The 25,405-nt window shown below is 71.7% G+C and carries 21 protein-coding genes and 1 pseudogene; 13 read left to right on the top strand and 9 right to left on the bottom strand.

Features of this window, described 5'->3' with window-relative positions; translation table 11 throughout:
- Positions 1-7 precede the first annotated feature (7 nt).
- From LWJ43_RS02590 to LWJ43_RS02580, 3 genes are read right to left on the bottom strand one after another with little or no spacing between them, the layout of a single operon-like run.
- The gene (locus tag LWJ43_RS02590; protein WP_277330622.1) at positions 8-760 is read right to left on the bottom strand and encodes an ABC transporter permease; all 753 of its coding nucleotides are present in this window, start codon (positions 758-760) and stop codon (positions 8-10) included.
- A 14-nt stretch (positions 761-774) separates the two neighbouring features.
- Entirely contained in the window at positions 775-1,758 is a 984-nt protein-coding gene (locus tag LWJ43_RS02585) for an ATP-binding cassette domain-containing protein (protein ID WP_385447000.1), read from the bottom strand.
- Positions 1,755-2,351: a PadR family transcriptional regulator gene (locus LWJ43_RS02580; protein ID WP_277330621.1), complete on the bottom strand. Its 597-nt coding sequence runs from the start codon at positions 2,349-2,351 to the stop codon at positions 1,755-1,757. Before LWJ43_RS02580 ends, LWJ43_RS02585 begins: the two co-directional genes overlap by 4 nt.
- Before the next feature lie 99 nt (positions 2,352-2,450).
- Between LWJ43_RS02580 and LWJ43_RS02575 the strand changes: the two genes are divergently transcribed.
- Complete coding sequence (locus LWJ43_RS02575; protein WP_277330620.1) at positions 2,451-4,928, top strand: excinuclease ABC subunit UvrA; 2,478 nt, start codon at positions 2,451-2,453, stop codon at positions 4,926-4,928.
- A gap of 239 nt (positions 4,929-5,167) precedes the next feature.
- Complete coding sequence (locus LWJ43_RS02570; RefSeq protein ID WP_277330619.1) at positions 5,168-6,394, top strand: class I SAM-dependent methyltransferase; 1,227 nt, start codon at positions 5,168-5,170, stop codon at positions 6,392-6,394.
- 28 nt (positions 6,395-6,422) lie between these two features.
- On the opposite strand, the gene LWJ43_RS02565 is transcribed toward LWJ43_RS02570, so the two are convergent.
- The 4 genes from LWJ43_RS02565 to LWJ43_RS02550 are packed head-to-tail and all read right to left on the bottom strand — an operon-like array spanning position 6,423 to position 11,117.
- Positions 6,423-7,430, bottom strand: a complete 1,008-nt coding sequence (locus tag LWJ43_RS02565) for an NAD-dependent epimerase/dehydratase family protein (RefSeq protein WP_277330618.1) — start codon at positions 7,428-7,430, stop codon at positions 6,423-6,425.
- Positions 7,431-7,435: 5 nt separating this feature from the next.
- The gene (locus tag LWJ43_RS02560) at positions 7,436-8,629 is read right to left on the bottom strand and encodes a nucleotide disphospho-sugar-binding domain-containing protein (protein WP_277335788.1); all 1,194 of its coding nucleotides are present in this window, start codon (positions 8,627-8,629) and stop codon (positions 7,436-7,438) included.
- A gap of 5 nt (positions 8,630-8,634) precedes the next feature.
- Entirely contained in the window at positions 8,635-9,903 is a 1,269-nt protein-coding gene (locus LWJ43_RS02555) for an acyltransferase family protein (protein WP_277330617.1), read from the bottom strand.
- Positions 9,904-9,950: 47 nt separating this feature from the next.
- Positions 9,951-11,117 (bottom strand): nucleotide disphospho-sugar-binding domain-containing protein, encoded by a 1,167-nt coding sequence (locus tag LWJ43_RS02550; RefSeq protein WP_277330616.1) that lies wholly within the window; start codon positions 11,115-11,117, stop codon positions 9,951-9,953.
- Between the two features lie 196 nt (positions 11,118-11,313).
- On the opposite strand from LWJ43_RS02550, the gene LWJ43_RS02545 reads away from it, so the two are divergent.
- From LWJ43_RS02545 to LWJ43_RS02505, 9 genes are all read left to right on the top strand, one after another.
- On the top strand, positions 11,314-12,504 hold the full coding sequence (locus tag LWJ43_RS02545; protein ID WP_277330615.1) for a nucleotide disphospho-sugar-binding domain-containing protein: 1,191 nt from the start codon (positions 11,314-11,316) through the stop codon (positions 12,502-12,504).
- The gene (locus tag LWJ43_RS02540) at positions 12,492-13,121 is read left to right on the top strand and encodes a dTDP-4-dehydrorhamnose 3,5-epimerase family protein (RefSeq protein WP_277330614.1); all 630 of its coding nucleotides are present in this window, start codon (positions 12,492-12,494) and stop codon (positions 13,119-13,121) included. The genes LWJ43_RS02545 and LWJ43_RS02540 overlap by 13 nt, the downstream gene beginning before the upstream one ends.
- 34 nt (positions 13,122-13,155) lie before the next feature.
- Entirely contained in the window at positions 13,156-14,829 is a 1,674-nt protein-coding gene (locus tag LWJ43_RS02535; protein WP_277330613.1) for an FAD-dependent oxidoreductase, read from the top strand.
- Between the two features lies 1 nt (position 14,830).
- Positions 14,831-15,592 (top strand): SDR family NAD(P)-dependent oxidoreductase, encoded by a 762-nt coding sequence (locus LWJ43_RS02530; RefSeq protein WP_277330612.1) that lies wholly within the window; start codon positions 14,831-14,833, stop codon positions 15,590-15,592.
- A 139-nt stretch (positions 15,593-15,731) separates the two neighbouring features.
- Positions 15,732-16,688 (top strand): aromatase/cyclase, encoded by a 957-nt coding sequence (locus tag LWJ43_RS02525; protein WP_277330611.1) that lies wholly within the window; start codon positions 15,732-15,734, stop codon positions 16,686-16,688.
- On the top strand, positions 16,672-18,357 hold the full coding sequence (locus LWJ43_RS02520; RefSeq protein WP_277330610.1) for a class I adenylate-forming enzyme family protein: 1,686 nt from the start codon (positions 16,672-16,674) through the stop codon (positions 18,355-18,357). Before LWJ43_RS02525 ends, LWJ43_RS02520 begins: the two co-directional genes overlap by 17 nt.
- Positions 18,354-18,653, top strand: coding sequence for an antibiotic biosynthesis monooxygenase family protein (locus LWJ43_RS02515; protein ID WP_277330609.1), 300 nt, complete (start codon positions 18,354-18,356; stop codon positions 18,651-18,653). The genes LWJ43_RS02520 and LWJ43_RS02515 overlap by 4 nt, the downstream gene beginning before the upstream one ends.
- A gap of 696 nt (positions 18,654-19,349) precedes the next feature.
- Complete coding sequence (locus tag LWJ43_RS02510; RefSeq protein WP_346772008.1) at positions 19,350-19,883, top strand: GAP family protein; 534 nt, start codon at positions 19,350-19,352, stop codon at positions 19,881-19,883.
- Positions 19,864-20,172: a sodium-independent anion transporter gene (locus LWJ43_RS02505; RefSeq protein WP_277330608.1), complete on the top strand. Its 309-nt coding sequence runs from the start codon at positions 19,864-19,866 to the stop codon at positions 20,170-20,172. Before LWJ43_RS02510 ends, LWJ43_RS02505 begins: the two co-directional genes overlap by 20 nt.
- A gap of 80 nt (positions 20,173-20,252) precedes the next feature.
- Here LWJ43_RS02505 and LWJ43_RS33020 read toward each other — a convergent pair.
- Positions 20,253-20,405 (bottom strand): annotated as a pseudogene (locus LWJ43_RS33020) (PTS transporter subunit EIIC); the annotation flags it as partial.
- A 131-nt stretch (positions 20,406-20,536) separates the two neighbouring features.
- Here LWJ43_RS33020 and LWJ43_RS02500 point away from each other — a divergent pair.
- Both LWJ43_RS02500 and LWJ43_RS02495 read left to right on the top strand, forming a co-directional pair.
- Positions 20,537-22,330, top strand: a complete 1,794-nt coding sequence (locus tag LWJ43_RS02500) for a PP2C family protein-serine/threonine phosphatase (RefSeq protein ID WP_277330607.1) — start codon at positions 20,537-20,539, stop codon at positions 22,328-22,330.
- Positions 22,331-22,391: 61 nt separating this feature from the next.
- The gene (locus LWJ43_RS02495) at positions 22,392-22,820 is read left to right on the top strand and encodes a response regulator (protein WP_277330606.1); all 429 of its coding nucleotides are present in this window, start codon (positions 22,392-22,394) and stop codon (positions 22,818-22,820) included.
- 34 nt (positions 22,821-22,854) lie between these two features.
- Here LWJ43_RS02495 and LWJ43_RS02490 read toward each other — a convergent pair whose 3' ends face one another.
- Positions 22,855-25,287 (bottom strand): ATP-binding protein, encoded by a 2,433-nt coding sequence (locus LWJ43_RS02490; RefSeq protein WP_277330605.1) that lies wholly within the window; start codon positions 25,285-25,287, stop codon positions 22,855-22,857.
- Positions 25,288-25,405: the final 118 nt, after the last annotated feature.

Here is a 25,405-nt window from a genome sequence, read left to right as displayed (position 1 = left end):
CCGCGTGTCAGGCGTTCTCCTTGGAGAAGGTCCGGATGCCGAGGGCGACGCAGACCACGGCGAGCACGACCGCGACGCACGTTCCCTCCAGGACCGCCCTGGTGGCGAACTGGTCGGCGAACAGGTCCCGGATGGCGTCCACGATGTAGCGCAGGGGGTTGAGGTGGGACAGGTAGTCCAGCCACTTCGGCGCCAGGTCCATCGGCAGCAGGATGCCGGCCAGCAGCATGACGGGCAGCGCGGCGGAGGTCAGCAGCGGGGCGAACTGGTCCTCCGACTTCAGCGCGACACCCAGCGACAGCGAGAGCGACGCGAGCGCGACGCCGAGCAGCACGACGAGGACGACGGCGCCGAGGATACCCAGGAAGCCGGCACGCAGTCCGAGGAGGAAGCCCACGGAAACGATGATGAAGGACTGTGTGAGGAGGATCGCGACCTCGCGCGACACTCGCCCCATGAGTAGCGCGAAGCGGCTGACCGGGGTGACACGCATCCGCTCGATGACGCCCGAGCGCACGTCGGAGATGATGCCGAACCCGCAGAAGCCGGCGCCGAACAGCGCGAGGTACACGAGTACGCCGGGGACGAACGTCTGCCAGGTGTTGCCGCTGCCCATGCCGCCGAGCTTGGTCAGCAGCGGGCCGAAGAGCAGGAGATAGAGGACGGGCTGGACCATGCCCAGCACGATGGTGATCTTGTACCGGAAGGTGAACCGGATCTGGTTGTCGAAGACGAGTAACGTCTCACGGAGGGTCTTCACGGGTGTTTCCTTCCTCAGGCGCCGGCGGGGGCGGCCGCGGCGGAGTGCAGTTCTTCGGTCGGCTGTCCGGTGAGGGCGAGGAAGACGTCGTCGAGGCTCGGACGGTCGACCTGGATGGAGACGATGTCGACCGCGCTCGACTCCAGCGCGTGCATGATGTCGACCATGGTCCGGCTGCTGTGCTCGGTGCGGAAGCGGATGGTGTTCCCGCCGGGGATCACCGAACGGGCCGACGGCAGTCGCTCGACGACGGCGGTGGCGGCCGCGACGCCCTCCGGGGCGACCTCGACGGTCACCGCGTCGCCCGAGACCCGCCCCTTGAGCTCCTCCGGACTGTCCTCCACGAGGATGGTGCCGCGGTCCATGATGAGGATGCGGTCACACAGCGCGTCCGCCTCGTCGAGGTAGTGGGTGCTGAGGAAGACGGTGGCGCCGAGCTCGTCTCGCAGTTTGCGGATATGGTCCCAGAGGTTGTTGCGGCTGGTCGGGTCGAGTCCGGTGCTGGGTTCGTCCAGGAAGATCAGCGGGGGCTGGTGCACCAGGCCGAGCGCGATGTCGAGCCGCCGCCGCTGACCGCCGGACAGACTGCTGACGAGCCGGCCCTCCAGCCCGTCGAGACCCAGCTGGCCCGCCAGGACGGCGATGCGCGACCGTGCCTCGCTCTTGGAGAGCCCGTACAGCCGGGCCTGGAGCATGAGTTCGTTGACCACGGACTCCGCGGGATTCGCCCCGCCGCCCTGGGCGACGTAGCCGATCCGCCTGCGGACGCCGACCGGGTCGCTGAGCAGGTCGTGGCCCGCGATCACCGCTGTTCCCGAGGTGGGGCGCAGTAGTGTCGTGAGCATCCGCATCGTGGTGGTCTTGCCCGCACCGTTGGGACCGAGGAAACCGACGATCTCACCCGCGGCGACGGTGAAGTCGACACCGCGGACGGCGTTCACCTCGCCCTGCGGTGCCTGGAACGTGCGGGACAGGCCGCGTACTTCGATCATGTTCACGGTGATACCTCCGCTGTGGGTCCGGTGGTCCCGCCGGTGGGAAGCTCCTCGCCGGCGAGTTGTTCGGCTGCGACCGTCTCCGCGATCGTCCGGTCGAGTTCGTCCTGCCAGAGCAGGTCCGCGTCGAGCTGCATCACCCTGCGCCGGAACATCGCGGCGTCGAGCGGTCCGATCTGGCCGGCCTCGCGCAGCGCCCGGCTCTCCGACTCGATGTCGTTGCGCATGGTCAGGACGGCTTCGCGGCGTCGCTCCAGCAGCTCGAGAAGGGTCGGCAGTTCGCTGGTGCGTGTGAAGAGGAGTGCGACGCCGAACGGATCCGTTCCGTGGTGCACCTGGGTGACCGCCTGCTCGCGCAGCTCGCGCAGTTCCCCCTCTCCCGACGAGGTGATCCGGTAGACGGTCCTGGCGGGGCGTCTGCCCACCTGTTCCGTGCGGACGGATTCGACCAGGCCGCCTTCGTCCATCGTGCGCAGCTCGCGGTAGAGCGCGCCGACGCTGACGCCTCCCCAACTGCTGACGCTGGTGACTTCGGCAATGCGACGGATCTCGTGGCCGTGGAGTGGTCCCACGTTCTGAAGGGTCCCGAGAGCCATTAGACGAGTTAGATTCACGAAGCTAGTATCGTGAGAGTAATATCGAGAGTCAAGCGACAGCTGGAAGTCCACGTACAGGTCCAGCAGAAGGAGCAGCGGGTGAGTCACCAGACCGAGGGCACACCGGGCGGCGAGTTCATCGAGGTCGTCGGAGCGAACACTCACAATCTGCGGAACGTCAGCGTCACCATTCCGAAGAACAGGATCGTCGCCTTCACCGGTGTCAGCGGCAGCGGGAAGACGTCCCTCGCCATCGACACGATCCACGCGGAGGCCCAACTGCGGTACCTCAACGGCATCTCGCCGTTCTTCCGGCAGTTCATCTCGCCCAAGGACCGTCCCCAGGTGGACCGGATCGCCGGGCTCGGAGTGACTCTCGCCGTGGACCAGCGGAGGCTGAACCGCAGTCCCCGCTCGACCCTCGGCAGCATCACCGGCCTGAACGACTTCCTCGGACTGCTGTTCGCGCGCATGCCCGCACTGGGCCCGGAAGCCGTGGAGTTCCCCGAGCTGCGCGGGCTCACCAGCGCCTACTTCGACCGCTACAGCATGGAGGGCCGCTGCAAGCGGTGCAGCGGCCTGGGCTACGTCGTCACCCCGGCCGAGGACCGGATCATCACCCGGCCCGATCTCCCGCTGAGGGCCGGGGCGGGGGAGTGGTTCGACCGGGCCAACTCCGGTGAGTACCTGGCGCTGCCCGCACTCGCCGAGCGGCACGGTGCCGACCTCGACCGGCCCTGGCGCGAGCTGCCCGAGGCGTTCCGCCACGCCGCGCTCCACGGCACGGGGGACGAGGCGATCTCCTACAAGATCGTCAGCAAGCAGAAGAAGTCCGGCACCGAGTCCGTCATCGAACGCAGCATCCCCCTCAAGGGCGCTGTCTTCGAGGTCTCACGACTGTACGAGGCCGCGGGTTCCGACAGCAGCAAGGAGAACTACGCGCGGTTCATGCGCCGCCAGGACTGCGAGGACTGCGCGGGCAGCGGCTTCGGCGACGTCCCGCGCACCCTCAAGGTCGCCGGGCTGACCTACCCCGAGATCGTGCAGATGCCCATCGAGGATCTGCGGGACTGGGTCGCGACCATCGACGCCACACTCACCCCCATGCAGCGCGAGGTCGCGGTCAACCTGCTGCCCGACCTCGGCCGGCGGGTGCGCCTGATGGTCGAACTGGGACTGGGGCACCTGCGGGTGACCCGCAGCGCCCCGTCCATGTCCGGCGGTGAACTGCAACGAGCCCGCGTCACGGCCCAGCTGAACATGGACCTGACCGGCATCATCTTCGTCCTGGACGAGCCGAGCGCCGGACTGCACCCCGCCGACAAGCATCCGCTGCGCGAGATCCTGCACGCGCTGCGGGACGCGGGCAACACGGTCCTGCTCGTCGAGCACGACCCCGAACTCATCGCACTGGCCGACTGGGTGGTGGACCTGGGGCCCGGCGCCGGACGCGAGGGCGGCACCCTCGTCGCGTCCGTGCCCACGGCGGAGCTCAGCGACAACCCGCGCTCGCTCACCGGCGCCTACCTCGCCGGGCGCGGCCCCCGGGTCCGGCGGGAGCGGCGGTACGACGCCGGAACCTCGCCCCGGCTCGGCCTGGTCGGGATCGACGTGCACAACGTCCGGCTGGACCGGGTGGACATCCCCCTCAACTCGCTGACCTGTATCACCGGGGTGAGCGGCAGCGGCAAGAGCAGCCTCCTGCACGAGGCCCTCGGTGCGAGCCTGGCCGCCACGCTGCGCGGTGAACGCCCCGAAGCCGTCACGTCGGTCGAGGGCGCGGCGGCGGTGGGCTGGGTGACCGTGGTGAACCAGGACCCGATCGGCCGTACCCCACGCTCCAACCCCGCCACCTACACCAAGGCCTTCGACCTGATCCGCAAGCTCTACGCGGCCACCCCCCAGGCCGCAAGCCTGGGCTACGGCGCCGGATCGTTCTCCTTCAACTCGCCCGGCGGTCGCTGCGAGACCTGTCAGGGCTACGGAAGGCGCCAGGTCGACATGCACTTCATGCCCGACATGTGGGTCGAGTGCGACGTCTGCGAGGGCCGCCGGTTCACCCCCGAACTGCTCGCCGTCACCTATCACGGCAAGTCGGTCGACGAGGTGCTGGCCATGACGGTGGACGAGGCCGCCGAGTTCTTCGCCGGCCCCGCACCGCTCGCCGCCACCCTCCGCGCCACCCAGCAGGCGGGACTGGGTTACCTGCAACTCGGTCAGAGCGGAACCGAGTTGTCGGGCGGTGAGGCGCAGCGCCTCAAGCTCGCCAACGCCATACTCATGGGCAGCGGCAGCCGGGGACGGGGCCTGGTGATCCTCGACGAACCGGTCACCGGGCTCCACCCGTCCGACGTGCAGCGCATGGTCGACGCCTTCGACACCCTCCTCGCGGCCGGCAACTCCGTAGTCATCGCCGAGCACGATCTGCACGTTGCCGCCTGCGCCGACTGGATCATCGACATGGGTCCGGGCGCCGGTGGCCGGGGAGGCAAGGTCGTCGGCGAGGGCCCCCCGGCAGCCGTCGCGACCGGCCCGGGCGTCACGGCACGGTACCTGCGGCCTCTCATGGCCGACTGAGCCTTGTCTCCCGGCGGCCGGGAACACGGCCCGGCACCGGAGGCGTCCGGGCGGCCGAGCCGCCGACGGTGCGGCGGCAGGGCGTCAAGCGCGTCTTGAGCGATCGCCGAGGCCCGGCGGGGACGATCTCGACCACAGGGATCATCCCCGCACGTCGGACAGCCGAGAACGGCACGGAACGACGGCCGTTGCCCGGCCGGCCGCTCAGGCCGAGTCCTGGACAGGAGCTGAGGAACCATATGTCTGACACGCTCGACTGCCGGATCTGCGGCGGTACGCTGCACGAGTTCTTCGACTTCGGACGACAGCCACTGGCTGACGCGTTCGTCGACCCGAACCACCCCGCCCAGGAGTACTTCCACCGGCTCGCGGTCGCCCAGTGCGGCTCCTGCACGATGGTCCAGCTCCTGGAGGACGTACCGCGCGAACACATGTTCCGCACCGACTACCCCTACCTCTCCTCGGGGTCCTCGGCCATGCAGGACCACTTCCGTGCCACCGCCGGGCACTTCCTCGACCACGAACTGCGCGACCCGGACTCCTTCGTCGTCGAGTTCGGCAGCAACGACGGCATCATGCTCGACACCGTCGCCCGGGCCGGCCGCCGCCACCTCGGGGTCGAGCCCTGCGCGGGCGTCGCCGAGGCCGCCGCCGCCAAGGGCATCCGGGTCCACGACGCCTTCTTCGAGGAATCCACGGCGGCGGAGATCGTCGCCACCGAGGGCCGCGCGAACGTCATCTACGCCGCCAACACCTTCTCGCACATCTCCTACGTCGACTCCGTCTTCCGCGGGGTGGACATCCTGCTCGACCAGGACGGCATCTTCGTCTTCGAGGACCCCTACATGGGTGACATCGTCGAGCGGACGTCATTCGACCAGATCTACGACGAGCACTTCTACTTCTTCACGGTGCGGTCGGTGCAGAACATGGCGGCCTTCTACGGATTCGAGCTCGTCGACGTGGAGCACCTGCCCGTGCACGGCGGCGAGATCCGCTACACGCTCGCCCGGCCGGGCTCACGGACACCCTCTCCCGAGGTCGCCCGCTTCCTGGACCGGGAGAAGATCCTCGGACTCGCCGAACGGCCCACGCTGGAGAGCTTCGCCACCAACATAGACCTGCTGCGCGACGGGCTGCGCACACTGCTGGTGCGCTGCCGTGACGAGGGCAGCAGCGTGGTCGGCTACGGGGCGACCGCCAAGAGCGCCACGCTCACCAACTACTGCGGTATCGGCCCCGACCTGGTGTCCTTCATCGCGGACAACACCCCGGCCAAGCAGGGCACACTCAGTCCCGGATCGCACATCCCGGTGCGCTCGCCCGAGGCGTTCGCCGATCCCTACCCCGACTACGCGCTGCTGTTCGCCTGGAACCACGCGGAGGAGATCATGCGGAAGGAAGCCGAGTTCAAGCGCCGTGGCGGCCGGTGGATCCTCTACGTACCCGAACTCCACATCGTCTGAGGAACCACATCACGGCCCCGGCCCGGCCCTACCCGCGCCGCGCGAGGGCCGCCACCAGCTCGTCCAGCGCCTCCGGCATCGACTGCCGGGGGCGCCAGCCCGTGGCGGTCCGGAAGGCCGAGGCGTCGACGACCGTGCCCCGGGCGTCAGAGGCCGTCGCCGTGGCCGGCGGCTCCACGGACACCACCGGCACGGGCGGCGCGCCGGTGTGGGCGGCGACGCTCCGAGCGACGGCGGCGAACAGGTCGGCCACCCGCACCGGCCGGCCGGTGCCCACCACCCAGTGGCGTCCGGCCAGCGTGCCGGCCCGGTCCGCGTCCGCGCACACCGTGAACGCGCGGGCCGCGTCCGTGACATGCAACAGGTCCCGCTCCACAGACCCGTCGTTCCACACCGGGAGGGGCTCGCCCGCGAGCGCGCGCCGCGCCATCGCGGTGACCACACCGTTGCCGAGCGGCCCGGGCCCCGCCCCGTACACCGTGGGCAGCCGCAGCGACACCCCGCGCAGCACCCCCTCGGCCGAAGCGGCCAGGAGGGCCCGCTCCGCAGCGAGCTTCTGACGCGCGTACACCGTCACGGGCTCGTCGGGTTCGCTGCCGTCGATCACTCCCGCCCGCCCCACCTGTGAAGCCGAACCGGCGAAGAGCACCACCGGTGGCGGCCCGTCGCCCCGCCGCGCCCGGAGCGCGGCCACGAGGTCGTGTGCCGGCCCCACGTTCACCCGCGCGGTGGCCGGGTCGTGTTCGGCGGCCCGCCAGGCCGACGCCTCGCCGATGTGCGCGACGAGGTGAACGATGACGTCGGCGCCCGCCACGGCCTGGGCGACGGCCCCGGGCCGGGACAGGTCGGCCTCCCACGGTGGTGACTGCGGCGGGGCGTCCCCCCGGGCCCCCGCCGGGACCTCGCGCAGCCGGCCGGGCCGGGCCACCCGGCGCAGCCGCACCGGCCGGCGGGCGAGCTCCGCCACGACGGCCGATCCCAGATAACCGGCGGCGCCCAGGACGACGACCAGCGGCTTCGCCTTCTCCCCGGCCACCGTGGTCAGGGCCCGGTCCGGGCCAGCTCGGCGAGGTTCGCGGCCACGTCCCCGGGGCTGGGCTGGGCGAGGATCTCGGCGCGCAGCCGGGCCGCCGCCACCCGGTACGCCTCCCCGCCCAGGACCTCCTCGACCGCCGCACGCAGGGAGTCGACGCCCGACTCCGCGGCCGGCAGATGGCGCGCCACCCGCGCCCCCTCCAGTACCCGCGCGTCGGAGACCTGGTTGGGCAGTTGCGGGACGAGGAGCTGCGGCACCCCGTGGTGGGCGGCCGTCAGAGCCGTCATGAACCCTCCTTGGTGGATCAGCAGGTCGCACCCCGGCATCAGGAGATGCAGCGGCATGGACTCCAGCACCCGCACGCCGGGCGCCGGCGGCCCGAGCCGCTCGCGTTCCGCCGCGGTCACCGTGACGACGACCTCGACGTCGAGACCGGCGAGAGCTTCGAGCACGTCAGGCACCGTCCTGTCCTCGTGCCCGAGCACGTCCGTCGTGGAGGTTCCCCAGGTGACGCACACCCGCGGCCTGGGCGGCGGGACGCCGAGCCAGCCGGGCGTGATCCCCGGGCCGTTGTACGGCACCCACCGCAGGGACAGCCTTTCGGGCAGACCGGGTTGCTGGAGACTCGGCGGACAGGGGGAGACGGTGCGGTGGGCCGGGTCCCCCGGCGCGCTGACGCCGTGCCGCTCGTACTGCTCCCGGTAACCCGGAAGGATGTCGAGGATCTTCACCCCCTCCGACGTGCCCAGGATGTCCGGCCCCCACAGGTGCCGCACCCCCGGCACCCCCAGCACATGGGCCGCGACGAGTGCCGCGGGCGCCATCGTGTCGCCGACGACGAGATCGGGCCGCCACGCGCGGGCGAATGCGACCGTGTCGTCCAGAGCGGCCGACGTCGCCTCGTTCCAGGCGCCGAACAGACCGCCCTCGTCCCGCTCCGCCGCATCGCGCAGCTCCGCCGGGTCGCGGTGACCGGCCCCGTCCGACCGCTCGTGGGAGAGGGTCCGTTTGCGTACCGCGACGTAGTCCACGTCGGAACCCACCGGCACAGCCGGCATGCCCGAGCGCAGGATCGTGGCGTGCATGGAGGGCTGGGCCGCCACCCGGACCTCGTGGCCCGCCGCACGCAGCGCCCAGGCGAGCGGGACCATCGACATGTAGTGCGTGGGCCAGCCCGAGGCCGCGAAGAGGACCTTCATGCCGCTCACTTCTCCGCCATGTGCGCCGCACCGGCCTGATGTGCGGGAGGGGCCGCGGACTCCGTCGAGGTCACCGGAACCGGGGGGACGTCCTTCGGCCGCAGTTTGCGCACCAGCGGCAGCTCCACCAGCCGGTAGAGCAGCCAGGCGGCCAGTACCGCCAGCGCGAACTGGGCGAGGAACGACAGCACGCCCACCCACCAGGACAGGACGGGCAGTGGCGCGGGCAGCAGACCTGCCCGCATGCCGAGGTTCCACAGCCGGCTGAACAGCTCCTCCTGGACCAGCAGATGACTGACGTAGAAGGACAGGGATATCTCGCCGAACCACACCAGCGGTTTCCAGCGGAGCGGCGACCAGGTGGAGTTGATGTCGGCGGTGCTGAGCGCGGGGATGAGCAGGGCGAAGGGGATGAGCATGCCCGCCGCGAGCGGCAGATAGCTGTCGAGGTGGAGATTGACCCCCCAGCCGATCGCGCACAGCACCAGGCAGACCGCGACACCCGGCCCGCGCCACGCGCCCCTGCGCACCAGTACGGCCAGGGAGATCCCGATGACGAACTCGGCCATGCGCATCGGCGGGAAGACATAGGCGAACCAGTAGCCGATCGGCCCGCCGTAGCCGGCGGTCGGCACCATCTCCACCGGATCGGGCGAGAGGATCGCGAAGGTGTGTCCGACGACGTACGGGAGGAAGAAGACCAGGAACACCGCGCACGCGGACACCGCGTAGAGCATCCAGGTCCTGGCCCTGGTCAGCACCAGGAGCAGTACGGGGAAGCACAGGTAGAAGAACGCCTCACAGCTCAGCGACCAGTCGAGGCCCGTCATCGTGAGGTAGTACCACTGGCTCGGGACCCAGCTCTGCACCAAGAACAGATGGGACAGCGTGACCTCCACGCCGGGCACCTCGTACCGCACCGAGACCAGGGCGAACGCGATGGCGGTGCTGATCAGGTGGACCGGGTAGACCTTCGCGACCCGACGCCGGTAGAAGGAGCGGGTGCTGTCACCGGGCCGTGCGATGTAGGTCAGGACGAACCCGCTGAGCAGGAAGAAGCAGGAGACCGCCGTTCCCCCGGACCGGGAGAACAGCACGTGGAAGACCTCCTGCACGAACGACGAGTCCATCGACCCGCCCGCCATGACGAACGCGAGAAAGAAATGCGTGCCGAACACCATCAATGCGAGAATTCCACGCAGTCCCGTGAGGGACACGAGATGTGTGACCACTGCATTTGGTGTCGCCGCATTTCCGACAGCTGGGGAACTCATCCTGCCTCTTTCGTCCGGTGGGAACTCCGCACAGAAACGGCGGAGAATCAGGCCAGTTTTTCGATGACGCCGACCACGTCGGCCGGGGCGGGCTGGGCGAGGATCTCCGCCGAGAGCCGCTCGGCCGCGTCCCGGTAGGAGCGGTCGTCCAGTAACCGCGTCACCTGTTCCCGTACGGTCTCGACCGGCCGCTCGGCCCGGCTCACCTCGCCGTACGTCAGATTGATGCCCGCACCGGTGAAGGCCTGCCGCTCGCCGTTGAGCGTCGGCTCGGGCCTGCGGGTGATCGTCAGCTGGGGGACGCCCTGACGGGCGGCGGTGAGAGTGGTTCCCGCGCCGCCGTGGTGGACCACCGCTGCGCAGCCCGGCAGCAGCATGTGCAGCGGCACGGAGATCTCGGTACGGACGGACGGCGGCAGGTCGCCCAGCAGTTCGCGCTGGTCGGCGGTGGTGGCCAGGACGACCTCCACGGGCAGCGCGGCGACGGCCTCCACGGCTTGGCGCAGCAGTCCCGTCATGTCGGCGCCGAGCAGCTTGGCCGTGGTCGCGCCCCAGGTGACACAGACCCGCGGCCGGGACGGCGGGTCGAGGAGCCGTACGGGGGTCCGGCCCGGGCCGTTGTAGGGCACGTACTGCATCGGGTGCACATCCGGCCCGGAGCCGAATCCCATGCTGGGAGGGCACGGGTCGACCCATGCGTCGGGCCAGGTCCGCACCGCCGCGCGGTACCGGTCGAAGAGCGCGACGAAACCGTCCTGGGGCTCCGGACCCAGCCCCTTCATCTCCAGGCGCTGCAGCCCCGGGCTGCCCCACAGATGGCTCACGTTGGGAACGCCGAGGACCGAGCCGGCCACCGGACCCGCGTAGGAGACGGCATCGTGCACGACGACATCGGGCCGCCAGGCCCCGCCGAACTGCACGAGGTCATCGAGCATCCCGGCGGCTATCGCGAACTGCCGCTGCCCCAGGGCCTCCAGGAGTTCCTTGCGCCGGCTGTCCAGGAGACCGGGGTCCACCGGCCAGCCGGCAGGCCACCGGTCGTGGTCGTGCCAGCCGGAAAGGCTCCTGCTGCGGGATGTGCCGGTGAGATCGACTTCGGCGCCGACCCGCACCGCCGGCAGCCCGGAGGCGGTGATGGCGTCCACGAGCGAAGGCGCGCCGCCGACGCGCACCTCGTGGCCCGCCGCGCGCGCCGCCCAGGCGAGCGGAACCATGGGGAAAAGGTGGGACGGCGAAGGGAAAGCAGTGAAGAGCAGGCGCATTTTCCGAGCCTCCTGATCCGGGGTCATTCCAGCCCACGCCAATTTCTTCCAGTGGCACTTGGAGTTCAGGTCGAGCCTGGCTCGACTCTGAATCGAGAAGCGGTTCTCGCTCTGTCCGTCGGAGCTCTCGCCTGTCAAGGTCGACGCCATGAGGGTTTTGCTGACCAGCGCACCTATGTACGGGCACATCCTGCAACTCGTCCCGCTTTCCTGGGCGTTGAGGGCGGCGGGACACGAGGTGCTGCTCACCGTGCCCGAGGGATCCGTTCAGGTGGCGCTCGCGGCGGGCCTGCCCGCCGTGGGGAACGCCGAACCGGTGGTGATGAGCGAGATGATCGGACGGCAGCGGGACGGCACCCCTGTCCCGTGGCCGGCCTCACCCGAGGCGAAGGTGCGCCGCAGCGGACGCGGATTCGGCAGGCTGGCCGTGCGCGTCCTCGAGGGCACCTCGCGGATCGCCGAGCGGTGGCGGCCGGACCTGGTGGTCAGTGAGCCCACCGAGTACGCGGGCCGGATGGTCTCCGCCCGAATCGGCGTGCCCTGGGTGGAGCACGGCTGGGGTCTGCACCCTTCCCCGCTCTACGCCGAGGCCGCCGCCGCGGAGCTGGAGCCCGAACTGGCCGCTTGGCACCTGCCGGCGCTGCCCGAGCCCCGGCTCGTCCTCGACGTCTGCCCGCCGCGCATGCAGCGTCCGGACCCGAGGGCCGTGCCCGTCCGGCGTATGCGGTACGTGCCGTACAACGGCTCGGCGCCCGTACCGTCCTGGGCACTGCGGCCGGCTGACCGGCCACGGGTGTGCGTCACGCTGGGCAGCGTGACGGCCGCCGGGGCGCCGGGGCTGTGGGCCGAAGTCCTGACCGCGATGGGCCGGATGGACGCCGACGTGGTGCTCGCGACGGACCCCGCCCAGGACCTCGGTCCTCTGCCGCCGACGGTACGTGCCGTCGACCGGCTGCCTCTGACCCATGTGCTGCCGTCCTGCGACCTGGTCGTGCACCACGGCGGCCCCGGAACGACCATGACGTCACTCGTCCACGGCCTGCCGCAACTCGTCCTGGCGCCACTCGCGTCGGACATGGCCACGTACGGCCGACGGGTCGCCGAGTCCGGCGCGGGAAGCACGCTGCCCGCGTCCGGGGCCACCGCCGCCCGGATCGAGACGGAGTGCCGGCGGTTGCTGGGGGACCCCCGCCACCGGTCCGGCGCCCGCGCCCTTGCCGAGGACATCGCCCGGCAGCCGTCCCCGGCCCGCACGGTCCCCTCCCTCGTGCGCGTCGCACACGGCGCGGCGCCGGCCGCCCCCGAGCCGGACGGCGAGGTGCAGCGATGCGCCGGTTAGCCATCGACGGCGCGTGGGAGATCGACCTCCGCCCGCACCACGACGAACGCGGCACCTTCGTCGAGTGGTACTCCGGCGACGAGGTCTCGGCGGCCCTCGGGGCGCCGATGCCCGTGGCTCTGGCCGCCGTGTCGATCTCCCGTAAGGACGTGGTCCGCGGTGTCCACTTCGTCGAGACGCCTCCGGGCCAGGCCCGCTACGTCACATGTGTGGCGGGTGAGGTGCGGGACTTCGTGGTGGACGTGCGCGAGGGCTCGCCCACCTTCGGCCGGTGGGACTCGGTGCGGCTCGGGCCCGGCCAATGGCGGGCCGTCCACCTCGCCGAGGGGCTGGGGCACGCCTTCACGGCCCTCACCGACCGCGCCACCGTGCTCTACCTCTGCTCCGCCCCCTACCGGCCCGGACGCGAACGGACGGTCCACCCGCTCGACCCGGAGCTGGCCCTGCCCTGGCCGGCCGGTGCGGAGCGGTCGCTCTCCGCACGGGACCGGGAGGCCCCGACGCTCGCGGAGGCCCGGCGCCGCGGACTGCTCCCTGCCTGGTCCGCCACCCCGCCCCGGTCCACCGCGGCCACACCTGCCGGCTCGCCGCCCCGGCCCGCGCCGCCTACCGCCTGACGCATCCGCTCACCGAACCCACGAGGAGACCGTCATGACGACAGCCGACAACGCCGGCGGGGCGCCGCCGAACCCTCCCCAGGTCCTGGTGACGGGTGCCGGCCCGGTGGGACTGACCGCAGCGGTCGAACTCGCCCGGCGCGGTCTGCGCGTACGCCTGATCGACGCCGCCCACGGGCCCGCTGTCACCAGCCGCGCAATGGCCACCCACGCACGTTCCCTGGAGACGTACGACCACCAGGGGCTCGTCGAGGACATGTTGCCCCGAGGACGGCGCATCCAGCGCTTCACCATGCACGCGAACGGCCGCCGGCTGGCCCGTCTGGGCCCCGACTACTCCCGGGTCCCCACCCGCTACCCGATGACGCTGATGATCGACCAGGCCGCTACCGAGGACGTCCTGCGGCAGGCCGCCGCAAAACTCGGCGTGAAGGTCGAATGGGGGGTCCGCCTCGGCAGCTTCACCCAGGACGCCGAGGCCGTGCACGTCGTCCTGCACACGGCGGACGGTGAGGAACGCCTCACCGTGGAGCGGCTGGTGGGCTGCGACGGCGGACACAGCACGGTCCGCAAACTCCTCGGGCTGCCACTCCTGGGGGACTCCAGCGAGACCTGGCTGATCGCCGACGCCGAACTCGAGGCGGGCCTGCCGCAGAACAGCATCCACTGGATCAAGGTCGGCAAGGGGACGGTGATGGCCATTCCTTTTCCCGAGAAGGACAAATGGCGGTTGCTGGACACCGCCGACGCCTCCTACAGCGGAGACCCGGACGAGGTGGCCGACCGCTTCGCCCGCAAACTGCGAGCCGGACTCGGCCGCCCCGTTCGGGTGTCCACCCCGAGCTGGGTGTCGGTCTTCACCATCCAGCAGCGCATGATCGCCCGCATGCGGGAGGGCCGGGTCATGCTGGCGGGCGACGCCGCGCACGTGCACAGCCCCGCCTCCGGCCAGGGCCTCAACACCGGTGTCCAGGACGCCTACAACCTTGCCTGGAAGCTTGCGCTCGTCGTACGGGGCCACGCACCGGACACACTGCTCGACTCCTACTCGGACGAGCGTGTTCCGATCGGCCGGGCCCTCCTCGGCTCCACCAGGAAGGCCACCTGGCTCGTCCAGTTGAAGAACTCCGCGGCAGGCATCGCGCTCCCCGTGGTCTTCGCGCTCGTCCGCCGGTGCGGTCCGCTGCGCGGCCGGATCGAGCGCGGGATCATCGGCACCATGTCGGCGCTGGCGCTGGACTACACGGACAGCCCGCTGACCGTCCCCGACACCCGCCCCCGCACCGCCGCCGGGCCGCGATCCGGGACCCGGATCGCCCAGGTCACCGCGCGGGACGCCCTCGGGACGGGCTGGAGCGCCCTGCTGGCCGAGCTGCGAGACACCCGGTGCACCCTGCTCGTGGCAGGCGGGGGAGCCATCTCCGCCCGTGCCGCCGAACAGGCGCACGAGGCGCACGCGGACTGGCTTTCGGTACGTGTGTTCGCCGACACGCTCGAGACCTCCGGCACGGACGAGACCTCGGGCCCCCGCCCGATGCCCGACCCGGACGGAGGAGTCCGCAGACACCTGGGCTGTGCCCCCGACGGCTGGCTGCTGGTCAGGCCGGACGGCTACCTCTGCGCGCGCGGCTCCGCCCTGACCTCCCAGGAGCTGACGCCCGCCCTGGACGCCGTGCGCGGGCTGCGGCCCGCCCGACCGGGGGTGTGAGATGGATCTGGGCATCGCCGGAAGGACCGCGCTGATCACAGGCGCCTCATCGGGCATCGGGACGGCCACCGCCCGCGCGTTCGCCGCCGAGGGCGCCAGGGTGGTCCTCACCTATCGCACCGGGGAGAAACGTGCCCGCGAACTCGCGGACGAACTGGGGGCGGGCCGCGATCTGGCCTGCGCCGTCCCGTACGACCTGGGCGACCCCTCGTCCGTCGACGCCGCCGTCCGGGCCGCCGAGAACCGCTGGGGAGGTGTGGACATCCTCGTCGCCAACGCGGTGCGGCGCGGACCCCGGCAACCGCCCGGCACACGCGTCGAGGACGTCCCACCGCAGCAGTGGCAGCAACTGCTCCGGGACAACCTGGAACAGACCCTGCGCACGGTACAGCTGGTCCTGCCCGGCATGCGCGCCCGCACCTGGGGCCGGGTGGCGCTGCTGTCCTCGCACCGCACCCGGGACGGGGCACCCGGGCAGGAGTTCTACGCCGCGGGCAAGGCCGCACTGCACGGCTTCGCGCGCAGCCTGGCCTGGGACGCGGGGCCCGACGGAGTGTTCGTCAACCTCGTCAGCCCGGGCCTGACCCGCACCGCGGGAGTGCTGGCCGACCTGCCGGGGGAGGTGCGCGAGCGGGAGCTGCGGCGCACCCCCAGCGGGCGGCTGAGCACACCCGAGGACGTGGCGGCGGCGATCGCGTTCCTCTGCGCGGAGGCGAACGGCAACATCAACGGCGCCGTGATCGACGTCTCGGGCGGCCGGTGATGATCCCGCTGCCGCCGCTCATGCCGCCGCTCCCCTTCCCGTACCCCCTCTCCGTCTCCGTCTCCTTCCTCTTCTGCTTTCCCCGGTCCCTGCAGTTCGAGCAGCGCGCCGACACTCCTCCCGTCCGAAAGGAATCACCATGTCTCAGCCGCACCTCGTCCGGCACCGCGTCACCGTCCGGGCAGCCGCTCCGCTCTGCTTCGACCTGATGGCCGACCTCGACCACTGGCCCCAGCACTTCGGTCCCGCCGTGCACGCCGAGGTCCTGGAGTCCGACGCCGGCCACGGCGACCTGATCCGTCGTTGGGCGCTGACCGGCGGAACCGACGTGCACGTCTGGGACGCCCGCCGCCGGCTCGACCGCGAAGGGCTGCGCATCGTCTTCGACCAGTTGGAGCCGCAGGCACCCCTGACGAACATGCGCGCGATGTGGAGCTTCGAGGCCGACGGCGAGGGAACCACGACCGTGGGTGTCACCCATGAGTTCACCGTCACCGGGGACGATCCCGAAGCGGTGCGCCGGACCACCGACGACGTCAACGCGCGCACCCCCGGTCAGCTCGACTCACTGCGAGACCTCGCCGAGCGGTGGGACGAAGTGGAGCCCCTGGTCATCTCCTTCGAGGATCCGCTGTTCATCGGCGGCCGGCTGGAGGACGTCTACGAGTTCCTGTACGCCGCCGCCGAATGGCCGGAGCGGGTTCCGCACGTGGAGAAGCTGGAGATGACCGAGGACACCCCCGGCATCCAGTTCTTCGACATGCACACGCACACCCCCGACGGACGCGACCACACCACACGGTCCGTGCGTGTCTGCCTGCCGAGTCACAAGATCGTCTACAAGCAGATCAGTCTTCCGGCTCTGCTCGACGGCCACACCGGGCACTGGGTGTTCACGGAGACCCCGGAGGGCGTCATCGCCTACGCCCGGCACACCGCGACGATCAAACCGTCCGCGCTGCCGCTCCTTGGGGAGGGCACCACGGTCGCCGACGCCCGGAAGTACCTGCGCCGTGTCCTGAGCACCAACAGTCTGCAAACCCTGCGGTACGCCCAGCAGTTCGCCGAGGAGCGAGTCCATGCCGCCCACGCCTGACATCCCGCCCGACACCGGCACACCGACCTCCCGGCGAGCTTCCGCCGAACCGGCCCGCTCGGCCCCCCCGGGGCTTCCGACTGTGCCGTTCGACCTCGCGCGGGTGCCGGAGGTGCCACTGGACGGTCTCCTGCGCCGGGCCGCCGCGGCGGCACCCGACCGGGTCGCCGTGCGCACACCGAGTGGGACGACGACGTACGCGGAACTGGATGACCGAGCCGACGACTGTGCCCAGGCCCTGAGCCGGGCGGCCGGCGGGAGCGGAACCGTCGTGGGGCTGGTGGCCTCCCTCGACCCGTCGTTCGCGGTCGTCTACTACGGCGCCGTGCGCGCGGGCCACGTCGTCGTGCTCGTCAATCCGCACCTGCGGGGCGACGCCCTCACCCACGTCCTTTCCGTCGCCGGGACGACCGTGGTGGTCGCCCCGCCCGGGGTGGCCGAGCGGGTCGCCCAGGTGCGTGGGAAGCTCCCGCACCTGCGTCACGTCCTCTCCCCGGACGCTCTCGTCCAGGGCACCGCGGGGCCCGGCGGAAGGGGCCGTGATGCCCCGGGGCCCGCTCCGCACCTGGACTCGGTGGCGTGCGTCCAGTTCACCAGCGGGACCACGGGGGAACCGAAGGCCGTTCAGCTGACACACCGCAACCTCGTGGTCAACGCCGCACAGATCGCCGCCGTCCACGGCTTGGACGGCGACGCGGTGGCCCTCAACAACCTGCCGCTCTACCACCCGATGCACCTCAACGCCGCGGTGTACGCGGGAGCGACCCAGGTGCTGAGCCCGTCAGCCGACCCGGCGGAGGCGATCGAGGCTGCGAATCGTCACCGCGCGACGCACTACTACAGCCTTCCCGTACGGCTGGCGCACCTGGCGGCTGACCCCAGGCTGCCGGGCCTCCGGCTGGAGACGGTCCGCGCGGTCTTCTCCGGTGGTTCGGCGCTGCTGCCCGCCCAGGCCCGTACCCTCGGGGCGCACTTCGGTATTCCGGTCGTGCAGGGGTACGGACTGGCCGAAACCTCCCCGCTCACGCACGGCGAGCCGCCGGCACGGCCCCGGCCCGGCTCCGTGGGCCCGGTGGTGCCCGGCACCGACTGCCGGGTGGTGGACTTGGACAGGCGCACCCCGCTTCCGGCCGGGCGGGACGGCGAGATCCAGGTCCGCGGACCGCAGCTCATGCGCGGCTACCTCGGCGCCGTCGGCCCCGCGGTCGGCGCCGACGGCTGGTTCTCCACCGGTGACATAGGCCATCAGGACCAGGACGGCTACCTGTACCTGGTGGACCGGATCAAGGATGTCTTCAAGTGCGAGAACTGGCTGGTGTCACCCACGGAGATCGAGCAGGTCCTCATCACCCACCCGGCCGTACGGGACTGCGCGGTGGTCGACCACCCGGAGCCGTTCAGCGGCGCGGTGGCCCATGCCTTCGTCGTGCTGGATGAGGACGCCGGACCGTCCGATCCGGCGGAGCTCACCGCCCACGTGAACCATCAGGTCCCCTACTACCAGCAGATCAAGTTCCTCGACGTGGTGGAACGCGTCCCCCGTTCCCCGAACGGGAAGATCCTCCGCCGCGAGCTGCGCGCACGTGCCGCGCACACCGACCGGGCCGACCGCGCGCACCCCGGCGCGGCCGACCGTCCTCACTCCGACCTCATAGGAGAGAACCCGTGATCACAGTGATCAACCGCCTCACGGTCCACGGCGACGTCGACGCCTTCCAGGAGATCCTCGGGGGCATCACCGAGCACATGAGCAGCCAGCCCGGGTTTCTCGACCACTGCCTCTACCGTTCGGTCAACCACCCCGAGGTCTTCGTCGAGACCGCCCGCTGGGCGGACGCCGAGTCCCACCGGCGGGCCATGAAGGCCGACGCGTTCCGCAACCGGGTCCGCGGTCTGGGGGACCTTGCCACACCTGAGCCCGACGTCTTCGAGATCCTGGAGGAGGACACGCCCCCGCTCGGCTGACTCCGCGTCGTGCTCCTCGGCCGGGGGCGCGTCCTGCGCGAGCGGCGCCGACGCGCGGGCCAGGAACCGATGCCTTGGTTCAGCACAGCGACCGCCTGATCGCAGCTGAGCGACAACACCGGCACAGGCGGCGGGCGATGCCCGTCGCCTGTGCCGGTTCGGAGTCGGACGGTCTGAGAGTTGTCCATCCTGACCACGCCGTTCTGCACGACCGCTCGCGCATAGCTGCCCGGTTCGGCCTGCACGGTGACGTCCCTGAACGGGTCGGAGCGCAGGACGAGGTCGGCCACGGCACCGACGGTGATAGCGCCCAGTTCACGATCCCCTTGCAGCGCGAGCCAAGGCGCTGCCGTCGCCGGTGCTCCCTCTGCGAAGTACTGAGGGCGATAGCGATACCTCACCTTCTCGCCTTCGTCCTTGCTGGTGAGGGCCCAGCCCGCGCGTAACGCCGTATCGGCAGGGACGTTCGTCACCGTGTGGTCGGGGAAGCGGCTGCGCAGCATGTGTTCGGCGAGGGTGAGCGCGAAGCCGATGCCAAGCTCGCCGGACTGCAGCGACGTGTAGTGGTCCGCGACGCGGTGGCCTTCGTCGGTGAGGCCGAGGACGGAGGGCTGCGACCGCCGGCCAGGGCCTGGGTGTACTTGAGCGCACCCCAGTGCTCCGCCAGTCCCCGGACCGCCCCGCGCCACGACAGGGCTGTGGCCCGGGCGAGAGTGGGGAGCACGCCCCAGAGGGTCACTTCGAACTGCCGGGGCAGCTCCGTCTGCGTGCGTCAGCGCGCTCGACCTGGCGCTCGGAGTACTGCTGCTGCGGTTGGCGGTGAAGGAGTGGCGCGGCCGGCCGCGCGGTGACGAGGAGGTGACGTTGCCGAAGTGGATGAGGACGGTCGACTCGTTCACCCCCGTCAAGGCGCTGGCGCTCGGGACGGCGCTTTCCGCCGTCAACCCGAAGAACCTGCTGCTCTCCATCGCCGCGGCCTCGGCGATCGCGCGCACGGACGACTCCGCCGGCGCCCAGGCCGTGGCGCTCGCGGTCTACGTGGTCCTCGGAGCGATCGGGCCCGGAGCGCCGCTCGTGCTCTACTTCGCCCTCAAGGAGCGCTCGCAGCACATCCTCGACGGACTCAAGCTCTGGATGGAGCGGCACAACACGGCGATCATGGCCGTGATCTGCCTGCTCTTCGCCGCGAAACTGGTGGGCAGCGCCATCAGTGATCTCTCCTCCGGATGAGGGCGAGCATGCCCCGCCTGCTCCCCGCGCTCGACCGGCACCGGGAAAGCCGCAGGATCCCGGGGCTGGTGGTGCTGCGCGTCGAGGGGGCATCTACTTCGCCAACGCCGAACGGATCCGGTCCACGGTGGCGAGGGCCGCCGACAGGGACGGAGCCACGGCGGTCGTGTTCGACGCCGAGGCCGTCCCCTTCATCGACGTCAGGGCCGTACGCATGCTCGACCAGCCGGCCTGGGATCTGGAGGGCCGAGGAGTCCGGCTGCTGCTTCCTCGCGACGTGGTCAGGTGAGGGACGTGCTGCGCACCGCGGACGCGAGGGCGGATCTGGGACACATCCATCCGACCGTGCGGGAGGCGGTCGAGGCCGCCAGGTGCCTCGGTCCGCTGCCGGGGGTGTGTCGACCGGGCCGGCTCCCGGGAGACGTCGAACCCGGTCAGCATGTCCTTGCTGAAGCCGAAGAAGTACGTCGCGACGAACCCGGCGACGTACCCGACGAGCAGGCCGCCCGCGTAGATCGCGACCGGAGGTCTGAGCGGTCGGACGGCGCCGGGACGTCCAGCGGCTCGCCGGAACTGCTCACACGGCATGAATGGCTGCCCGCCGGTCATACTGGCGGGAGTACGGAGACCCGACGGCGCCGGAGGGCGGGCACATGGTCGACGACCCGTGGTCCAGTGTGCTGCACCGGCTCTGGCAGGCCTCTTCACGGGCCGAGGAGGTCGAGGCGCTCGCGGACGACGTCTACGCGCCGCTCCTCGCCACCCCGGGCGTCCACGTCGTCGTGGGCACCCGCTGGGACGAGAAGCAGGTCCTGCGGTACACGCGCGTCCTGAGCGACAGGAGTGACGCCCCAGTGATCGTCACGGCCCCGCGGTCGGTGCCGGCGGCGGCCGTACGCGAGCCGGGTGACGACCCCGTGGTCATCCGGTCCGCCGTGGCCAGCCTGGACGACGCGGTGTGGCCAGAGGCGGAGTTCCTGCGGCAGACGCCGCTCGGGACCTCCGTCGTGGCCTGCACCTTCCGGCTCGACCGCCGGGGCTGGGCCACGCTCGGTGCCGCCGTCGACGCCTCGGCGGACGTACCGACCGTCGAGCGCCGGCTCATGCAGGCGGCCGACGTCATCGTCGCCTGCCACACCGGCATCCTCCAGCGCGGCCGTGAGGCCCGCCGGGGCGCGGACGACGCGCTGCTGGCCGAGGCCTCGCTCCAGATGGACTCGTCCCTGGACGTGGTCGACACCCTGCGGCGGGTGGCCCGGATCGCCGTTCCGGCCGTCGCCGACGGATGTCTCGTACACCTGCTGCGCAGCGAGGGCCCGGAGTTCGTCGCCGCCACGCACGTCGCCGTCCAGCAGCAGCGCGCACTGGAGGCGGCGGGCCGCGACGACCCGTGGCTGGCCGCACTGCTCGCCCGCCGGGGCGAGGACGAGGACCCCCTGTTCCTGAGCGGCGCGGCACTCGACGGCTCGCCCTTCGCCGCCGACGCCGGAACGGCCGGGGACTGCCGCCACCCGACCGTCGTCAGCATCAGCACGCTCCGCGCCCGGGGCCGTGTCGTCGGCAGCATCACCTTCGTCTACCAGCGGCCCGAGGACCGGCTGCCGGACAGCGCCTTCCTCCGCAGCCTCGCCACCCGGGCCGCACTCGCCATCGACAACGCCCTGCTCTACGAGCTCCGCCGCAACGCCGTCCTCTCGCTCCAGGAGCACCTGCTCCCCTCGCGGCTCCCGGCCACCGACCAGTGGGACCTGTCAGCGAGTTACGAGGTCGGCGACCCCATGCTCGACGTCGGCGGCGACTTCTACGACGCCGTGCCCCGGCCCGACGGAAGCATCGCCCTGCTGATCGGCGACGTCTGCGGACGCGGCGCGGAGGCGGCGGCCCTCACCGGTCTCGCCCGCCACACCCTGCGCACCCTGCTGGAGGAGGGCACCGACGCGGGCACCGCCCTGATGCGGCTCAACCGGGCCCTGCGCCAGGAGCGGGCGAGCCGCTTCCTCACCGCGGTCGTCACGACGCTGACGCCCCAGGCCGACGGCACGGCGCTGGTCAGCACGTGCAGTGCCGGGCACCCCGCCCCCCTGGTGCTCCGCGGCGACGGCACGGTGTCCGAAGTGCTCTGCGGGGGGCTCCTCCTCGGCGTCCTGGACGACGTCTCCTACGAGAGTCACGAGGACCGACTCGCCCCGGACGACACCCTGGTGCTGTTCACCGACGGGCTCACCGAGTCACGGGAAGCGGACGGCACCTTCTTCGAGAGCGTCCTGCCGCAACGGCTCGCCGCCCTCCGCGGTCTCGACGCCGCGCACATCGCGGAGAGCCTGGCCCGGCAGGCCAAGTGGTTCCGCGCCTCCGGACAGGACGACATCGCCCTGCTCGTGGCCCGCTGGACCGGCGTCCCACCAGGTACCGGCCACACTCTCCGGCTCGAACAGGCGGCCCTGTGATGACCATCCGTACCCGCGGGGCCGCAACGGACACCCGCACCGGCGAACAGGCAGGTCCCACATGAACAGCGATGGACTGATCCTCGTCGTGGAGGACTCGGAGGAGGACACGGAGGCCATCCAACGGGCCCTGTCGCGCTCCCACCCGTCCCTGCAGGTGGAGTTCGCGCCACGCAGCGATGCGGTGGTGCCCCGCCTCCTCGACCCCTCCGCCCGGATGCCGGACCTGGTGCTGCTCGACCTGAACATGCCGGGCACGAACGGTCTGACCCTCCTGTCGGACCTGCGCGGGCACGCCGAGTGCGCGTCCCTGACGGTCCTCGTCTTCACGTCGTCCACCTCCTCGACGGAGGAGGACGCCTGCTACGCGGCGGGTGCCGACAGCTACATCTACAAGCCCGTCAACTTCGAGCTGTTCCAGACGGTCCTGCGGGGAGCGGTCGACTTCTGGATCGGGCAGGGGACCGACGGGCGGTCCGCCGCCGGGTAGCCCGCACCCCGGCCCCGGGCCGGGCGGACCGGCGTCACCCGCCGGGCGGGGAGTCCGCCCCGCCCAACGTGAACCACACCGCCGTCCCCGGACCGCCGCCGCGGCTGCCGTCCGGGGCGGCGGCCGGGCTCTCCAGCCACAGTCGGCCCCCGTGGCGTTCCACGATCCGCTTGACCACGGCGAGGCCGACGCCGGAACCGCCGCCCCGTTCGCCCCGGGCGTGCAGTCGGCGGAACAGCTGGAGGACGTCCTCGTGACGGTCGGGCGGGATCCCGATGCCGTTGTCCCGCACGACCACAGCGGTCACCGGCCGCCCGCCCCCGCCGCTGTCCGGGTCCTCGGTGTCCCCGCCCGGCGGCACCACCGGCACCGCCTCCACCCACACCCGCCGCTCCCCCGTGCCCTCGTCCGCCGCGTACTTGGCCGCGTTGACCAGCAGGTTCTCCAGCACCTCGCGCAACCGGTCCCGGTCCGCGCGCAGCCGGGGCAGGGCGGCCGGGCGCACCAGGGTCACACCCTGCTCCGCCAGCCGGGCACCGGCGACGACCAGCGCGTCGTCCACCACTTCGTCCAGCGACAACAGCTCCCGCCGCAGGCCCACCTGGCCGAGGAGGGAGAAGTGCAGCAGGGAGTCGAGCAGCCCGTCCATGCGCTCCGTGAGCCGGCGGACCGTGGTGAGCCGGCGCAGCGAGGTCGCGTCCAGTTCGGAACCCGCGTCCTCGACCATGAAGGACGCAGCGTTCGAGATCCCCCGCAACGGTTCCTTCAGGTCGTGGGCCGCCGCGTGCGCGAAGGCGTCCAGGTCCTCGTTGGTCCGGGACAGCTCGGCATTCCGCTTCTCCAGGTACGCCGTCCGACGGCTCAGCAGGCCCGACATCTCCCGCCACAGCTCCCCGGCGACGACCCGCTGCGCGGGGCTCCACGGCTTGCTCCGCCCGCGTACGGTCGCCCGGTGGACGGCCGCCGAACCGCGCGGGGTCAGCCGCTCACCGCCCGGCCCCGTGCGCACCGGGCGTGCCGGATCCGCCGCCCACTCCCGGGGCGCGGGCAGTTCACGGCGCCACCAGGCCAGCAGGTCGCCGTCCCGGTTGAAGGGGAGGAAGAGGAGGCCCGCGGGCAGCTCCTGGGCCTCCGCGTCCACCGGCTCGAGCCCCAGCACCTCCGGCACCCGGTCGCTGCTCCACACCTCGCCGACCGGACTCCGGTCGGCGAGCTGCTCCAGCAGGCGGGGCAGCCCTTCGGGGGGAGGGCTCCCCGTCGCCAGCGTCTCTGTACCCCGGATCAGCAACGCCCCGTCCGCGTGGATGAGTTCGGGCACCCCGGAGTCGGGGAACGGCAGCGCGTCCGGCGCCTGGGAGGTGAGCCGGGCCAGCAGCGCGGCGAGGGCCCGCCGGTACCCGGACAGCTCGTCGGCCTGCTCGCGCTCCGCGACGGCCGCCAGTTGCAGGGACAGCGCGATCCCGAAGAACTCGCAGGCCGCCCGTACTTCGGGGGCCAGCCGTCTCGGCTCGTCACCGTGGCAGGCGATCAGCCCCCACAGCTCACCCTCCTGCAGGAGCGAGACGGACATGGACGAGGTCACACCGATGTTGCGCAGGTACTCCAGGTGGTAGCCGGAGACGGTCCGCAGTATCGAGCCCGACAGGTCCAGCGGCTCGCCCGTCTCCTCCCGCAGCTCGGGCAGCAGCCCCACGGTCCGGTCGTCCACGTCAGCGATGGCCCGGATCCAGTTGCGGGCGTAGAGGCGGCGGGCCTGCGGCGGGATGTCGCTGGCCGGGAACCATAGCCCCAGCCACGGCTCCCGCCCTTCGTTGCGCACCTCCGCGATGACCTGGCCGGGCCCGTCGGTGCCCTCGAACCGGTATGCCACCACCCGGTCGTAGCCGGTGAGCGCCTGGACCTCGCCGACGGCGGCCTCACAGCACTCAGTGACGCCGGCCGCGCCCTGGAGCCGCTGCAGGGCGCGGCGTACCCGGGGATAGAAGCTCTGGAACACGAAGGGCCGGTCCGCCGAACGCGGTTCGAACTCCAGCACCAGCAGCTCCGCGACCCGGTGGACGGTCACGTCGAAGTGCCGGGCCCGCCCGTCCTGCTCAAGGGTGAGGGACAGCACACCGGAGGCGGCGGGCCCGTCCGGCGGGGAGTCCGGGCCGGAGTTCTCCGGGGGGACCGCCGCGGCCTCCGCGCTCTCCCGCGCCAGCGCCCACTGCTCCTCACCGATCAGCTCCGTGACCGGCCGCCCCACCAGCTCCTCGGCCGCCCGCCCCAGTACCTCCCGCGCGTTCCGGCTCACCGTGTCGACCACGGCGTCGTGCGACCGGGCTGCGACCAGGGCCCCGTACGACTGGACGCCGCCGAGCAGGTGGATCGGCTCCCGCACGCACTGGGAGAGGTCGAACTCCTGGCTCACACCGGCCTCGGCCGCCACCGCTTTCGGGGAGAGCCACCCCCGTACCTCGTCGGACACTGCCTGCTCTCCGTCCCGCCGTCCGTCGCCCCGCTCGCGCCTTCCTGCCCACGGGTGCATACCATGACGAACTTCGCCTTTCCCGTCCCCAGTCCCGCGCACACCCTTACACCGGGCG

Source organism: Streptomyces sp. JH34 (assembly GCF_029428875.1).
In the GTDB taxonomy this organism is placed as follows: domain Bacteria; phylum Actinomycetota; class Actinomycetes; order Streptomycetales; family Streptomycetaceae; genus Streptomyces.
The sequence above is the reverse complement of the archived record's forward strand: the minus strand, read 5'-3'. Positions and strand labels throughout refer to the sequence as shown.